The sequence below is a fragment of the Vibrio maerlii genome (assembly GCF_003415655.1).
GTDB classification, from domain to species: domain Bacteria; phylum Pseudomonadota; class Gammaproteobacteria; order Enterobacterales; family Vibrionaceae; genus Vibrio; species Vibrio maerlii.
In genome coordinates, this window is the sequence record NZ_QRHC01000012.1 from 75,485 (window position 1) to 89,363 (window position 13,879).

General features: G+C 43.2%; 14 protein-coding genes. 10 read left to right on the plus strand and 4 right to left on the minus strand.

Features of this window, described 5'->3' with window-relative positions:
* The first annotated feature begins 97 nt into the window (after nt 1-97).
* Entirely contained in the window at nt 98-1,429 is a 1,332-nt protein-coding gene (locus tag DPF91_RS18305) for a sigma-54-dependent transcriptional regulator (RefSeq protein WP_117235893.1), read from the plus strand.
* 504 nt (nt 1,430-1,933) lie between these two features.
* Nucleotides 1,934-2,188, plus strand: a complete 255-nt coding sequence (locus DPF91_RS18310) for a DUF1127 domain-containing protein (protein WP_117235894.1) — start codon at nt 1,934-1,936, stop codon at nt 2,186-2,188.
* A gap of 36 nt (nt 2,189-2,224) precedes the next feature.
* Here DPF91_RS18310 and DPF91_RS18315 read toward each other — a convergent pair whose 3' ends face one another.
* Nucleotides 2,225-3,259 (minus strand): NADP(H)-dependent aldo-keto reductase, encoded by a 1,035-nt coding sequence (locus DPF91_RS18315; protein ID WP_117235895.1) that lies wholly within the window; start codon nt 3,257-3,259, stop codon nt 2,225-2,227.
* A 135-nt stretch (nt 3,260-3,394) separates the two neighbouring features.
* Between DPF91_RS18315 and DPF91_RS18320 the strand changes: the two genes are divergently transcribed.
* Nucleotides 3,395-3,706, plus strand: a complete 312-nt coding sequence (locus tag DPF91_RS18320) for a DUF6482 family protein (protein ID WP_117235896.1) — start codon at nt 3,395-3,397, stop codon at nt 3,704-3,706.
* A gap of 26 nt (nt 3,707-3,732) precedes the next feature.
* On the opposite strand, the gene mutH is transcribed toward DPF91_RS18320, so the two are convergent.
* On the minus strand, nt 3,733-4,398 hold the full coding sequence (mutH, locus tag DPF91_RS18325) for a DNA mismatch repair endonuclease MutH (protein ID WP_117235897.1): 666 nt from the start codon (nt 4,396-4,398) through the stop codon (nt 3,733-3,735).
* 604 nt (nt 4,399-5,002) lie between these two features.
* On the opposite strand from mutH, the gene rppH reads away from it, so the two are divergent.
* Genes rppH through DPF91_RS18350 form a run of 5 tightly spaced genes read left to right on the plus strand, consistent with a single transcriptional unit; the run spans nt 5,003 to nt 10,277 of the window.
* On the plus strand, nt 5,003-5,521 hold the full coding sequence (rppH, locus tag DPF91_RS18330; RefSeq protein ID WP_117235898.1) for an RNA pyrophosphohydrolase: 519 nt from the start codon (nt 5,003-5,005) through the stop codon (nt 5,519-5,521).
* Between the two features lie 2 nt (nt 5,522-5,523).
* The gene (gene ptsP, locus DPF91_RS18335) at nt 5,524-7,773 is read left to right on the plus strand and encodes a phosphoenolpyruvate--protein phosphotransferase (RefSeq protein WP_117235899.1); all 2,250 of its coding nucleotides are present in this window, start codon (nt 5,524-5,526) and stop codon (nt 7,771-7,773) included.
* A gap of 7 nt (nt 7,774-7,780) precedes the next feature.
* Nucleotides 7,781-8,578 (plus strand): sulfite exporter TauE/SafE family protein, encoded by a 798-nt coding sequence (locus DPF91_RS18340; protein WP_117235900.1) that lies wholly within the window; start codon nt 7,781-7,783, stop codon nt 8,576-8,578.
* Between the two features lie 16 nt (nt 8,579-8,594).
* Nucleotides 8,595-9,416 (plus strand): prolipoprotein diacylglyceryl transferase, encoded by an 822-nt coding sequence (lgt, locus tag DPF91_RS18345; RefSeq protein ID WP_117235901.1) that lies wholly within the window; start codon nt 8,595-8,597, stop codon nt 9,414-9,416.
* Nucleotides 9,417-9,425: 9 nt separating this feature from the next.
* On the plus strand, nt 9,426-10,277 hold the full coding sequence (locus DPF91_RS18350; protein ID WP_117235902.1) for a thymidylate synthase: 852 nt from the start codon (nt 9,426-9,428) through the stop codon (nt 10,275-10,277).
* A 266-nt stretch (nt 10,278-10,543) separates the two neighbouring features.
* Here the strand turns inward: DPF91_RS18350 and DPF91_RS18355 are convergent, their stop codons facing one another.
* Nucleotides 10,544-11,689 (minus strand): Na/Pi symporter, encoded by a 1,146-nt coding sequence (locus DPF91_RS18355; RefSeq protein WP_117235903.1) that lies wholly within the window; start codon nt 11,687-11,689, stop codon nt 10,544-10,546.
* A gap of 374 nt (nt 11,690-12,063) precedes the next feature.
* Here DPF91_RS18355 and nhaR point away from each other — a divergent pair, with 374 nt between their 5' ends.
* Nucleotides 12,064-12,966, plus strand: coding sequence for a transcriptional activator NhaR (gene nhaR / locus DPF91_RS18360; protein ID WP_117235904.1), 903 nt, complete (start codon nt 12,064-12,066; stop codon nt 12,964-12,966).
* 60 nt (nt 12,967-13,026) lie between these two features.
* The gene (locus DPF91_RS18365) at nt 13,027-13,320 is read left to right on the plus strand and encodes an ArsR/SmtB family transcription factor (RefSeq protein ID WP_117235905.1); all 294 of its coding nucleotides are present in this window, start codon (nt 13,027-13,029) and stop codon (nt 13,318-13,320) included.
* A 121-nt stretch (nt 13,321-13,441) separates the two neighbouring features.
* Here DPF91_RS18365 and rpsT read toward each other — a convergent pair whose 3' ends face one another.
* Nucleotides 13,442-13,702, minus strand: coding sequence for a 30S ribosomal protein S20 (rpsT, locus tag DPF91_RS18370; protein ID WP_117235906.1), 261 nt, complete (start codon nt 13,700-13,702; stop codon nt 13,442-13,444).
* Between the last annotated feature and the right edge of the window lie 177 nt (nt 13,703-13,879).

The window sequence follows — 13,879 nt, forward strand, 5'->3', positions numbered from 1 at the left end:
TGTGGCGAGAATGAGTTAATGTATCGTCCTTTAGATTATTTATAAATTTCTACAGAGCATGCTGGACTTTGCTCTATTAATTTTAAGGTTGGCTTTCATGAGTTCTCAGTTCCGAATGGATTCAATACCAGGATCTCTCGTTGTTGTTGGTGGTACCTACGAACCTTGGTTATCAGTATTAGAGCAGGTCGGGTGGCGCTGTATTCAATGTGCAGATTTACGCAAAGCGGATCAGGTTATTGAAGAAGTCGGCCCATGCATTGGTGTTGTTGACCTGAGTCATGATGAGTTTAGTTTGAATGGTATTGCCAACCTAGTAAGCACTCACAAGCATGTACGCTGGATTGCATTTATTCGAGAGTCTCAACTTAGCTCCGATACTATCTGCCAATTCATCGTTAACTTCTGTATCGACTTCTTTACTGCACCTATCCCTGACGCACAGCTACTGAGTACTATTGGTCACCAGTTGGGAATGCTTAAACTTGAAAAGAAAGTCTGGCCGTACCATGGTTCGACTGCAGATATGGGGCTCATTGGTGAATCGGTCCAAATTAAAAGACTACGCGATCAAATAAAGCGAGTAGGGCCAACCGACGTGAGTATTTTAATTGTTGGAGATAGCGGAACAGGGAAGGAGCTGACAGCGAAAGCAGTACATAACTCCTCTTCTAGGGCTAAAATGCCATTTAAGGTCGTGAATTGCCGAGCGCTCTCCGAAGAGCGAATGCAGAAAGACATCTTTGGTATTGGAGTAATGCCGGGCAGTACTTCATTATTAGAGCAAACACAGGGTGGTACAGTTTTCTTTAAAGACATATTGAGTATGCCCTCAAGTCAGCAGCAGAATCTTCTTAAGTTCCTGCAAACTAGCGCAATTGAAACAGATTCTGGCACCATGGAGTTGGATGTCAGGGTTTTGACAGCAAATTCTTCTGAGATAGAGAAAGCGATCATTGAGCATGAGTTTAGCGAGGAGCTTTATCACTATATCAATGTATTGCGTATTAATGTGCCTAGCCTGAGAGATCGCTCGACAGATATTCCAATCCTAGCTCGCCATTTCTTGAATGAGTTAGCGCGCGAATATAATGCACGTACTCGTAGTTTTTCTGACGATGCGATGCAGATGCTCAGCCAGCATAATTGGTCGGGTAATGTTCGTGAGCTCATTAATCAAATCAAGCGTATTGTGTTGATGTCAGATAGCATTGTGGTGGACGAAGGACATATTGATTTGCCAAAGCGAAGAGATACCAAGCAAAGTCTAAAATCAATTCGCGAACGTTCGGAAAAAGATGCCATTTTGATGGTATTAGAGTCGCATAATTGGCAGGTATCTTTAGCGGCTAAAGAGCTGGGTGTGTCTCGCGCGACTATGTACCGTTTGCTGAACAAACACAATCTTATTACTGAGACGATCGTATAAAACTGCTTTTTAACCCTTTTATAAAGATAAACAAACCACGCTCCGGCGTGGTTTGTTGTTTTTATGTTCTATAGGTGTTGCCAAAGATGGTGAATAGTTTCGAAATTAAAAGATTGATTGGCTAATCAACAGTATATTGATTTGTTTTTAATCAATGTTCATATCTTCGGTTGAATAATAGTTTCATATGATTAGAATTTAACCATGTAGAAAGCACAGTCTTTCTACTTAAATTACTTTATTAGGATCAATTAGTTAGCTAGGAGGCAAACATGAAACATCTTCATTTCGTATTCAATGTTTTTGCCTCTGATGATCGATGCATTACCGCAGTTTCGTCTCCAGTATTGGCGTCTGAAACCGCGATCATTATGCAAGATAAACCGAACTAATCGATCCGTATCCTAATACTAGGCTGCGGAAATGGTAGCTTAGTACTCAGATTTATCTCCTTTCTATAGCTGCCGTTTCTCAGTTTAGTCCATATAAAACTGGAGAAATATTATGCGTCATTCAATTTATCTAAAGTTAGCAACAGCACTTGTTTATGCCGATCTTCGTCGTGAAGAGCGAGAGTGGAAACGGAAAGTTCGTCGTAGCAGCTACGAATTGCCATGGGAAAATATCCATCTACTAAAAGATATAGGTATTGAAGTTGATGGTCGCCCTATCGGTGGTCATAGCGAGCCAGAAGCCGTGACTGTTGAACGTCGAGTTCGTCATCTTCGTCGTGTTCTAAGTGCGCGAATAGTGACTTAAAGAATGGGGCTAGCGCTTCACTAGCCCCGCAACGAGTTAAGGGCAAGGGTTGGAGTAGGTAGTTCCAATTTCTTGAAGTCCTTGAAGTAATTCGTCGCTTAAAGTGACATCCAAACTATCAATATTACTTTTTAGCTGGTCTAAGTTTGTCGCACCAATGATGTTGGATGCGACAAACGGTCTCTGATTAACAAACGCTAACGCCATCTGTGCTGGATCTAAACCATGTTCACGGGCCAGGTTGACATAAGCCTCTGTTGCTTTTACTCCCTGCGGCGTAAAGTATCGAGAGAATCTTTCCCAAATAGTGCAACGTGCACCTACTGGCTTTGCGCCATCTAAGTACTTGCCACTTAAGCAACCAAACGCGAGTGGAGAGTAGGCAAGTAACTTCACTCCCTCGTAGTGACTGATTTCAGATAAACCAATTTCAAAACTACGGTTGAGTAGGCTGTATGGGTTCTGGATAGTGATCATTCTTGGTAGATCATGCTTTTCTGCTAGTTTTAGAAAGCTCATGATGCCCCATGGTGTCTCGTTTGATACACCGATCTCACGTACCTTACCCGCTTTGACTAAATCATTGAGCGCTTCCAGAGTTTCGATCAGTGTAACTTCTTCGTTCTCATCTAGGTAAGGGTAGTTCAACTGGCCAAAGCAGTTGGTCTTCCTTTGTGGCCAGTGAAGCTGGTACAAGTCGACATAATCAGTCTGAAGGCGACGCAAACTATCGTCGATAGCCGTATGGATATGGCGACGGTTTAAACTCATGTTCTCTCTAATATGCGGAACATTACGTGGACCTGCTACCTTTGTAGCAAGAACTATTTTCTCGCGTTTACCGGACTTTGCTATCCAGTTACCTATGTACTCTTCCGTTTTACCTTGAGTTTTGGCTGTTGGTGGTACGGGGTACATCTCGGCCGTATCGATCAAGTTGACCCCGCGCTCCAATGCGTAGTCTAACTGCTCAAAGGCTTCTTTCTCGGTGTTTTGCTCACCAAACGTCATTGTGCCAAGGCAAATCTTGCTGACCTCTAAACTAGAGTGAGGGAGTTTGTTGTATTCCATTCGTGCTTTCCCTTTGTATTTACATTTAACCAATATATTCGTTAGTTGATCGTAGGGGAAGTGCGTTATATCGAGGATCTTTGTCTACAATTGTAATAATGAGTCGTTGTACTCAGTGTTTTGGAGGAACTGTGTATGCAGAAGCATCAATTAGATCGCTGGTTGCATGGCTACCATAAAGATAGCTATCAAGTGCCAAAAGTCTTTGTAATTGGCTGTGCTGACATTTCCCAATACTTATTAGCAGTGGAATATAAGCACAAACTCGAGCCAATTAAACTCGACGAAGAACCTATTCACTTTTCTTCTCTTGAACAAGTAAAAGAAGAGTTACTGAGGTTGGGTTTTTCAAAAGCTTATTTGAGGTTACACAACGCATATGATGAGTTTGGGAGTGAAGGGGAAGCCGCTTATCATGATATCGAACTGTCCTTAGTATCCCACTAGGGCCTGTTGGTCTTTCGAACCGTTGGTTACGCGTAGTGTTGTTCGAGGATCTGTCCGGTAAACTGGGTCCGTAAATAAAAGCCACGCGGAAGTGTTTTTATAATGCTTCCGTTTGGTCCGTAGGCTTCCGTCTTAACCTTACCATTCGCCGCTTTTGGGCGTAGCTGTAGAGACTCGCCATGCCTAGCTGTTATTTGATTGATCTGACCAAGCACGATCATTTCCATGATCTCTTCCCAGTCCGCTCTTAGTTGAGCTTCTTGAGCTGCTGAAGGGGTCCAAAGTAGTGGTGATCCCACATGCCTCTCTGATAATGGAATTTCACGTTCACCTTCAACTGGAAACCATAAGATCTTTGAGAGTTTGTTCCTTACATGACTGGTCTCCCATGTAAGGCCATGAATACCGATTAATGGCGCAACACAAACAAAGGTTGTTTCAAGTGGTTTTCCGGTATAGCTGATCGGAATGCTTTTGAGTTCGATCCCTAGTTCAGGGAAGTCCTGCTGCGGCTTACTGCCGGATGGTGCCCCCAAATGCCATTCAAGTAATTGACCAACCCAGCCCTTATCTCGGGTGAGATCTTTAGGTACCGTCATCCCTGCTTCTTTCGCGAGTTCTAGGTAGCTGAAACCAGCAATGGCTCTAGCACGGTCAAGTAGTTCTGATTCGGAGGTGGGTTCTGGTTTCATAACTGTGATTGGAGATGATCTTGGTTTTGATTCTATCAGAAAAGATCTTTTGCTGTTAGCAAACAGAACGGATCTGATAACTTTAATAATAAGTTATCCACAGTTGTTTTTTTGTTCAAATGATAATTGAGTTTTCTGGATGAATAAACAGTGGTTTTCTGCGAATAAATGCTTGATATTTAGGGGGTGGCATGAAGCTTAATCTTGCTTCTGTGGATATTGCTATGTGTGGTTAATCTTTGTTCGATCTAAGTCCAGTTTAGATCTTGAAATGATCTTTTATTTAACAACTCTGAAATTTCAAATTAAGTTATTGAAAATATTGATTTATACTTAAATGTGCACAGATCTGACTGGTTGATGTTTAATCAAAATGGCGTTCACTTTTTAGCTTGTTGTGAATTCTTCACAAAGTTATACACAGAAAACGTGAATAAATGTGGCTTATATCTCATTCTTGTGTTGATAACTCAAATTTAACATCTAAGTTATTCAAAAATGAGCGCTAGCCAATAAATATTGGGTTTATCCACCTACTAAGTTTGCTCCCGTTGGGGATATGTGGAAAAATCAAAGTAATTAAAAATTTATATTGAGGTTGGCCGTGATAGATGGCGATGGTTACCGACTTAATGTTGGTATTGTGATTTGTAACAACCATGGTCAGGTATTCTGGGCTAAACGATACGGACAACATTCGTGGCAATTTCCGCAAGGTGGAATTGACGATGGTGAAACTCCTGAACAAGCAATGTATCGGGAGTTGTATGAAGAAGTCGGTCTTACTAAACAAGATGTGAAGATCGTTGCGACTAGCCGTCATTGGTTAAGATATAAACTGCCAAAGCGCCTAGTTCGTTGGGACTCAAAGCCTGTCTGTATCGGGCAAAAACAGAAATGGTTCTTACTGCGTCTCGACTGTGATGAATCGAGAATTAATATGCAGCGCGGAAGTACCCCTGAATTTGATGGTTGGCGATGGGTGTCCTATTGGTACCCAGTAAGGCAAGTAGTTTCTTTTAAGCGGGATGTGTATCGTCGGGCAATGAAAGAGTTTGCTTCAATGGCAATGCCTTTTAGGGAAAGGAAAATTAAGCAAAAGCGAAAAGCTCGTAGAGGATAGGCATGCTCAGCCAGTTAAGGGATATAGTTGAACACGTATCAAGAGTGGATGATGTTCACCAAGCATTAAAACTCTTGGTGACAGAGACTTGTGACGCCCTAAAAACTGAATGTTGCACTGTCTATCTTGCTAATGATGAGCATCAGCGCCTTGAGTTAATGGCGACTCAAGGTCTTAAGTTCAAAGGCAACAAGATCCACATCAATTATGAAGAAGGTCTTGTTGGCTTAGTCCGTCGCTCTGCTGAACCCATTAACTTGGCAGAAGTGGCTGACCACCCCAACTATAAGTTCTTTCCTGAATTAGGCGAGGACGTTTACCACTCTTTCCTAGGAACACCGATAATCCACCGTAAAAAGGTGTTGGGTGTTTTAGTGATCCAACAAAAATCACCACGGTTATTCGACGAATCTGAAGAATCATTCTTAGTTACCTTAGCGGCTCAGATCGCCGTGACGATTGCTCATGCTCAACAGCAAGGGCATTGGTTGTTATCTGATGCTGATAATCAATCGATTAAGGGCATTGGAGCTTCTTCTGGTGTTGCAATCGGTCCATTTTGGTGTGATGACAATCAACCTGAGCTTTCAGAGGTTTATCCTGCGTCGACGCTAAACATTGAACAAGAACAAGAGCGTCTTGTTGTCGCGATTGAGAGTGCGTTGAATGATTTTCGTCGCATGCGCAAAAAGCTCGATAGTGACATCAATAAAGACACGCTAGCGATCTTTGACCTTTTCACCCATTTATTGAATGATCCGATGCTGCGCAGTGATCTTAAAGCTCAGATCAAAAAAGGTGATCGCGCAGATTGGGCATTGAGACAAGTGGTGGAGTCTTATTCTAACCGCTTTGCAAAGATGAGTGACGTTTACCTCAGAGAACGCGCACAAGACATTCGGGAGCTAGGGCAACGTCTTCTTTACTTCTTGCACAATGCAGAGTCTGAGCAATACCATTTTGAACAACCAGTAATATTGGTTGTGCGTGAGTTAACCGCGACTATTTTGGCTTCAATGCCAAAAGATAAGCTTCTTGCTGTCGTTTCGATTGAAGGCGCCGCAAATTCGCATGCTGCAATTCTATCACGAGCATTAGGTGTACCGGCAGTGATGGGGGCTCAGGTCCGCCTAGAGCATATTAACAAGCAAGTGGGGATCGTTGATGGCTATAGCGGCGATGTTTATATCGATCCGTCTCCTCAACTGTTTGAAGAATATCGTGAGCTAGTCGGGCAAGAGTCTGAACTGAGTTCGATGGTCGAGAAAGACCTGCTTGAGGAAGCCATTACCCGTGATGGTAAAAAGATTGAGGTATTACTTAATGCAGGCTTGAGTGCGGATAGCAACATCGCATTTAATCGTGGGGTAGATGGCGTAGGTTTGTATCGCACAGAGATTTCATTTCTCCTACGACAACGCTTTCCGTCAGAAGAAGAGCAGACTCAGCAATATCGAGCGGTGTTGTCTTCGTATCCGAACAAACGTGTCGTGATGCGCACGCTAGATGTTGGTGGTGATAAAGCGTTGCCTTATCTTCCTATCGAAGAAGACAATCCATTTTTAGGCTGGCGAGGTATCCGCTTCACACTCGATCATCCTGATATTTTCCTTATCCAATTGCGTGCGATGCTAAAAGCGAGTATCCACTCACCAAACCTTAGTATCTTGCTGCCGATGATTTCCGGTAGCCAAGAGCTAGATGACGCACTGGCGCTGATTGAACAGGCTTATGAAGAAGTTAAGCTTCTTGAGCCGTCTTTAGAACGGCCTCAAGTTGGAGTGATGCTTGAAGTGCCATCCATGCTTTATCTACTTCCGCTCATGGCAGATAAGATCGATTTCGTTTCTGTTGGTACCAATGACCTGACCCAATACCTTTTAGCTGTTGACCGCAATAATGCACGTGTCTCCGATGTGTATGAATCTTTGCACCCATCTGTCATCATGGCGCTGAAACACATCTATGATATGTGTAAACACCACCAGTTGCCGGTATGTGTTTGTGGTGAATTGGCTGGTGATCCGTTTGGTGCTTTGCTACTCACAGGGATTGGTTACGACACACTTAGCATGAACAACTCGAATGTCGCCAAAGTTAAATACCTACTACGCCACAGTGATTCAAAAGAGCTTAAAAAGTTAGCGCAGAAAGCGCTTAGTCAACCCTATGGACATCAGATTTATAGCATGATGACCAAGCATTTCATCAATAAAGGGCATGCTGGCTTCATTCGAGCAGGTAAAAGCTAGGAATATTGTGTCTTTAGAACTGATTTTATTATTGATGGCCCTAGGGGGCTTTGTTGGCGTTATGGCTGGCCTATTGGGCATTGGTGGGGGCTTAATTGTGGTTCCTGCTCTGACGATCATCCTACCCTGGTCCGGCATTTCTGCTGAGTTAACTATGCTCATGGCTTTGGGGACCTCTCTTGCCACCATTATTCTGACTTCAGGCTCCTCGGCCTTTAATCATTTACGCTTGGGAAATGTCGACCTTTACGTAGTTAAGTGGTTGATACCTGGTGTGATAATTGGAGGTTTTATTGGAACTTATGTGGCTGATTGGGTGCCAACACACTACTTGCCGCGTATCTTTGGTTTCATAGTCTTAGGCTTGGCATTACAGATGCTCATTTCTGCGCGCAGTAAGCGAGTCCGCGCTATGCCATCGCCCCTCAATACTTCTTTGAGTGGAACCGTGATTGGAATTATCTCTAGCTTGGCCGGTATTGGTGGTGGCTCATTGACAGTGCCTTTCTTAAGTCGCTACGGTGTAGAGATGCGAAAGGCGGTTGGTTCATCTTCGGTGTGTGGCTGCATGATAGCGATTGCTGGTATGTTAGGCTTCATGTTTCACGGCCATGGTGTCGAGGGCTTACCGAAATATAGTCTAGGTTATATTTACCTACCAGCTCTGTTCGCGATAGCATTTACCTCGGTACTGACGACAAGAATCGGTGCTCGCCTTGCAACTAAATTGCCAACGGCGAGTCTCAAAAAAATATTCGCGCTATTCTTGCTGTTTATTGCAGCAAGCATGCTCATTTCATCATAATTAGAGAATTCACATTATGTCTCAGGGATATCTGACTTTCCCCAATATTGATCCTGTATTAATTGAAATCGGCCCACTCGCAATTCGCTGGTATGGCTTGATGTACCTTGTTGGTTTTGCGTTTGCATTGTGGCTTGCAAACCGTCGCGCAGATAAAAAGGGTAGTGGGTGGACGCGTGAGCAGGTATCAGATCTGCTATTCGCCGGCTTTTTAGGTGTTGTGATTGGTGGCCGTGTTGGTTATGTGTTGTTTTACAACTTCGATTTATTCCTGGCGGATCCGCTTTACCTATTTAAAGTTTGGACAGGCGGTATGTCTTTCCATGGTGGCTTACTCGGCGTAATCACCGCGATGTTCTGGTACGCGAAGAAAAACGGTCGCACCTTCTTTGGTGTCGCGGATTTCATTGCGCCACTTGTACCGTTTGGTTTAGGTATGGGACGTCTTGGTAACTTCATGAACAGTGAGCTTTGGGGCCGAGTTACAGATGTGCCTTGGGCATTTGTGTTCCCTAATGGCGGTCCTCTACCTCGCCACCCATCACAACTGTATGAAATGGCGCTAGAAGGCATTGTTCTGTTCTTCATTTTGAACTGGTTTATCAAGAAACCTCGTCCACTTGGATCTGTATCAGGTTTATTCCTTGCCGGTTACGGTACATTCCGTTTCTTAGTAGAATACGTACGTGAACCGGATGCTCATTTAGGCTTATTTGGTGATTTCATCTCAATGGGGCAGATTTTGTCTCTACCAATGATTATCATCGGTGCACTCATGGTGCTTTGGGCTTACAAACGTGGCCACTACAAAGATGAACTACCACAACAAAAGAAGTAAGGATTTGGTGTGAAACAGTATTTAGAACTCTGTCAGCGTATCGTTGATGAAGGCACTTGGATTGAAAATGAGCGTACCGGTAAGCGTTGCTTAACGGTTATCAATGCTGACCTCACTTACGATGTTGCTGCGAACCAATTCCCTCTTGTGACAACGCGTAAGAGCTTCTGGAAGGCCGCAGTCGCAGAGCTACTTGGTTACATCCGCGGTTATGATAACGCAGAAGATTTCCGTAAGCTTGGTACCAAAACTTGGGATGCTAATGCAAACCTAAACGAAGCTTGGCTGAACAACCCCTACCGTAAAGGTGAGGACGACATGGGGCGTGTATACGGTGTTCAAGGTCGTGCATGGGCAAAGCCGGACGGTGGGCATATCGATCAACTACGTAAGATTGTCGACGATCTGACTCGTGGCACAGATGACCGTGGGGAGATCCTAAACTTCTACAATCCAGGTGAGTTCCATATGGGTTGCCTACGTCCGTGTATGTACAGTCATCACTTCTCGCTATTGGGTGATACGCTTTATCTAAACAGCACACAGCGTTCTTGTGATGTTCCACTAGGCCTTAACTTTAATATGGTTCAGGTTTACGTATTCCTAGCTATCATGGCGCAAATCACCGGTAAGAAAGCGGGTCAGGCATACCATAAAATCGTGAATGCGCACATTTATGAAGATCAGCTTGAACTGATGCGTGACGTTCAATTGAAGCGTGAGCCATTGAAAGCACCAACCTTCCACATCAACCCAGAGATTAAATCTCTAGAAGACCTAGAAACATGGGTGACTCTAGACGATTTTTGGGTTGAGGGTTATGAACACCACGACGCAATTAAGTACCCGTTCTCAGTGTAGCGAAGTGACTAATCCATAGGTTTGAATTTTAAAGCGCTGGTCGAAAGACCGGCGCTTTTTTTGGAGAGCAGATCTAGGACGCTACGCTTAAAGAAAGCTAGATATCTCGATTTTTATAGCCATAGGGTGGAGAAGGGTTGATGTCAAACGTCAAACCTTCAATATTCTAGCTCTCTAGCTCTCTAGCTCTCTAGCTCTCTAGCTCTAAAACGAAAAAGCCCCCAACCGAAGTTAGGGGCTTTGATAAGCGATGGTTTAATCTGTAATTACACAGTGAAAGCTAGAATTGTACCTGGTACGACTAGGAATAGTACTGCTAGGTAACCTACTACAACAGCTTTGTTTTTAAGTGCCATATCTGAAATCCAGTCTGCGCCTTTTAGTGGGATGTTGCGCAGGAATGGAATACCAAAGATGAAAATAGTTGCCGCTAGGTTAAAGCATAGGTGTACTAGCGCAATTTGAAGTGCGAATACTGCAAACTCGCCTGTTGCTGCTGTCGCAGCTAGTAGAGCGGTAATACAAGTACCTATATTTGCACCTACTGTGAATGGGTAGATGTCTTTTACTTTTAATACACCGTTACCTACTAGTGGAACGATCAGACATGTAGTCGTTGTAGAAGACTGAACCAATACCGTTACGATTGAACCAGAGAAGATACCGTGCAGTGGACCACGACCGATAGCATTCTTTAGAAGCTCTTTTGCACGGCCAACCATTAAGCTCTTCATTAGCTTACCCATAACAGTAATTGCAACGAAGATAGTCAAGATGCCCAGACCGATGAGCATCACGCCACCCATTTGGTCACCGAAAGTCGCTAGAGGCTCTTTCACTGCATTTACAACAGGTTTTGTGATTGGCTTGATGAAGTTAAAGCCTTTGATGCTCATGTCACCAGTTGCAAGCATTGGTGATACTAGCCAGTGAGATATTTTCTCAAAGATACCAAACATCACTTCAAGAGGTAGGAAGATTGCTACCGCAAGAATATTGAAGAAGTCATGAATCGTTGCACTTGAGAATGCACGTTTGAACTCATCGCGATCACGAATGTGTGCAAGAGACACGATCGTATTCGTGACTGTTGTACCGATGTTCGCACCCATAATCATAGGGATAGCAGTCTCAACAGGAAGGCCGCCTGCAACTAGACCAACGATAATTGAGGTTACAGTACTAGATGATTGAATCAGTGCTGTTGCTACAAGACCGATCATTAAGCCAGCAACAGGGTGTGATGCAAATTCGAATAATGCTTTCGCTTGATCGCCTGTTGCCCATTTGAAGCCTGTACCAACCATTGCAACTGATAGCAGTAGAAGGTACAGCATGAATGCCAAGTTAGCCCAACGTAGCATGTTCGCTTTGCTTGAAGCAGGCGCTGCTGCAGTAGTAGCTTGGTTCATAATAATTTCTCCGGAACCCAAGAGTTAGTAGTTAGGGTGTTTTTGATAACTGCGGCCGATGTTAGAGGGGAAATATTTCAGTTATATGACACTTTGATAAAACGAGGTTATTTTTCCCGATTAATTTATTAATTAGGTGTCTAATTAAATTTACGATTCTTAACCTATTGTTTTAATTTAATTAATTTATAGTGCGATATTCCATTAAGAGATAAAGAACATCTTTATATGACTAAAAAGTATTCTGTTTTTTGAATCTTCTATGACAATGTGACAGGAGTGGTTTCGGTAAAATCTGATAATAGTTACTATAATGTCGTTATTACCGAGCTTTTGTTATTATTCATGACACTAGCTGTCACAAAGGAATAGATATGTCTCACTTAAACTATAACCACCTTTATTACTTTTGGATGGTCTGCAAGCAAGGTTCTGTGACAAAAGCGGCTGATGCTCTTTTCCTCACGCCGCAAACGGTCACAGGGCAAATAAAGGCATTAGAAGAGCGAGTAAAGGGGAAGCTTACTAAACGAAATGGTCGAAGCGTGGAGCCAACCGAGCTTGGCCAACTTATTTATAAATACGCAGATCGTATGTTTGGACTAAGTTATGAGATGCTCGATATCGTTAACTACAGTCAACGGTCAAATACGTTGTTTGAAGTGGGTGTGGCAGATGCTCTGTCAAAAAGGTTGGTAAGTAAAATTCTCTCGACCACGGTCCCTGAAGATCGCAGCATCCACCTACGCTGTTTTGAGTCGACCCACGAAATGTTGCTAGAAAAGTTATCGCAACATAACTTGGATATGATCTTGTCCGATTGCCCGGTCGATTCAGGTAAGAGTCCGGGCTTATACAGCAAAAAGCTCGGAGAGAGTAATATGAGCTTCTTTTGTTCTAGTGATATTAATGAAGTCCAATTTCCTGATGTACTAGAACAGCGTAAACTACTGATCCCAGGAAGCCGAACGTCGATGGGGCGCAAGGTTATGCAGTGGTTTGATCAACAGGGAATTGAGGCCGATATCCTTGGTGAGTTTGACGATGTGGCATTGATGAAAGCCTTTGCTCGCTACCACAATGATGTCATTTTCCTTGCTCCAACATTGTATATGAATGAAGTGCGTAATGACTTGCCACTAAAGCTGATTGGTCATATCGACGAGCTAAAAGAAGAGTACTACGTCATATTTGCTGAGAGAATGATTCAACATCCTGCAGTGAAAAACGTATGTGACGCGGATTTTGGTCATTTATTCCAGAATGGCGGTTTTTAATTTGCGGTGAATTGTTTAAAGTATCGCTTCAGAATGTAATCAAAATATTATGAGGAAATCATGAATTTACAAGAGATGGAGAAGAACTCAGCAGAAGCTGTGATTCTGCTAAAGGCAATGGCTAATGAACGCCGATTGCAGATCTTGTGTTTACTTCATAATAACGAGCTATCGGTTGGCGAGTTATGTGGTCAGTTAGAGCTGAGCCAATCTGCACTCTCACAGCACTTGGCATGGTTACGTCGCGATGGTTTGGTTGAGACTCGAAAAGAAGCACAGACAGTTTATTACACGCTGAGTAGCGATGAAGTGAAAGCGATGATCAAATTGCTGCACGGAATCTATTGTAAATAGCTGATATTTAGCTACAAATATGAAAGAAGAAGGCGACCGGAAGTGTCGTCTTTTTTACGCTTGAATTTTAGGTATAAAAAAACCGGCTAAAGCCGGTTTTTTTTGCTAAATCAAAATTCTATTAAAGAGCTTTGATTGCAGCAGCGAAGCGAGACTTATGACGCGCAGCTTTATTCTTATGAATAAGGCCTTTAGTCGCCATGCGGTCTAGTAGTGGTGTAACTTCAGCGAATGCTTTAGTTGCAGCTTCTTTATCAGCAGCTTCGATAGCAGCGATAGTTTTTTTCATGTAAGTGCGCATCATAGAACGACGGCTAGCGTTGTGCTGGCGACGTTTCTCAGCTTGGATAGCGCGCTTCTTAGCAGATTTACTGTTTGCCAAGGGTCTAACTCCCAAAAACTTAGTTCGGTGACAATTTAAGGGCGAGGAATATCCCTCATTTGCGCTTAAATGTCAACTGATTTGTGCAAAAACTCATCGAAACCAAACAAATTTTGGTATGTATAAGTTATCGCGGTTAAGATGGCGGGGATTCTAACAGCATTTCTATACCAATGC

Coding starts and splice junctions, on each gene's coding strand:
- DPF91_RS18305 (WP_117235893.1), top strand. CDS start 98: ATGAGTTCTCAGTTCCGAATGGATTCAATACCAGGATCTCTCGTTGTT.
- DPF91_RS18310 (WP_117235894.1), top strand. CDS start 1,934: ATGCGTCATTCAATTTATCTAAAGTTAGCAACAGCACTTGTTTATGCC.
- DPF91_RS18315 (WP_117235895.1), bottom strand. CDS start 3,259: ATGGAATACAACAAACTCCCTCACTCTAGTTTAGAGGTCAGCAAGATT.
- DPF91_RS18320 (WP_117235896.1), top strand. CDS start 3,395: ATGCAGAAGCATCAATTAGATCGCTGGTTGCATGGCTACCATAAAGAT.
- mutH (WP_117235897.1), bottom strand. CDS start 4,398: ATGAAACCAGAACCCACCTCCGAATCAGAACTACTTGACCGTGCTAGA.
- ptsP (WP_117235899.1), top strand. CDS start 5,524: ATGCTCAGCCAGTTAAGGGATATAGTTGAACACGTATCAAGAGTGGAT.
- lgt (WP_117235901.1), top strand. CDS start 8,595: ATGTCTCAGGGATATCTGACTTTCCCCAATATTGATCCTGTATTAATT.
- DPF91_RS18355 (WP_117235903.1), bottom strand. CDS start 11,689: ATGAACCAAGCTACTACTGCAGCAGCGCCTGCTTCAAGCAAAGCGAAC.
- nhaR (WP_117235904.1), top strand. CDS start 12,064: ATGTCTCACTTAAACTATAACCACCTTTATTACTTTTGGATGGTCTGC.
- DPF91_RS18365 (WP_117235905.1), top strand. CDS start 13,027: ATGAATTTACAAGAGATGGAGAAGAACTCAGCAGAAGCTGTGATTCTG.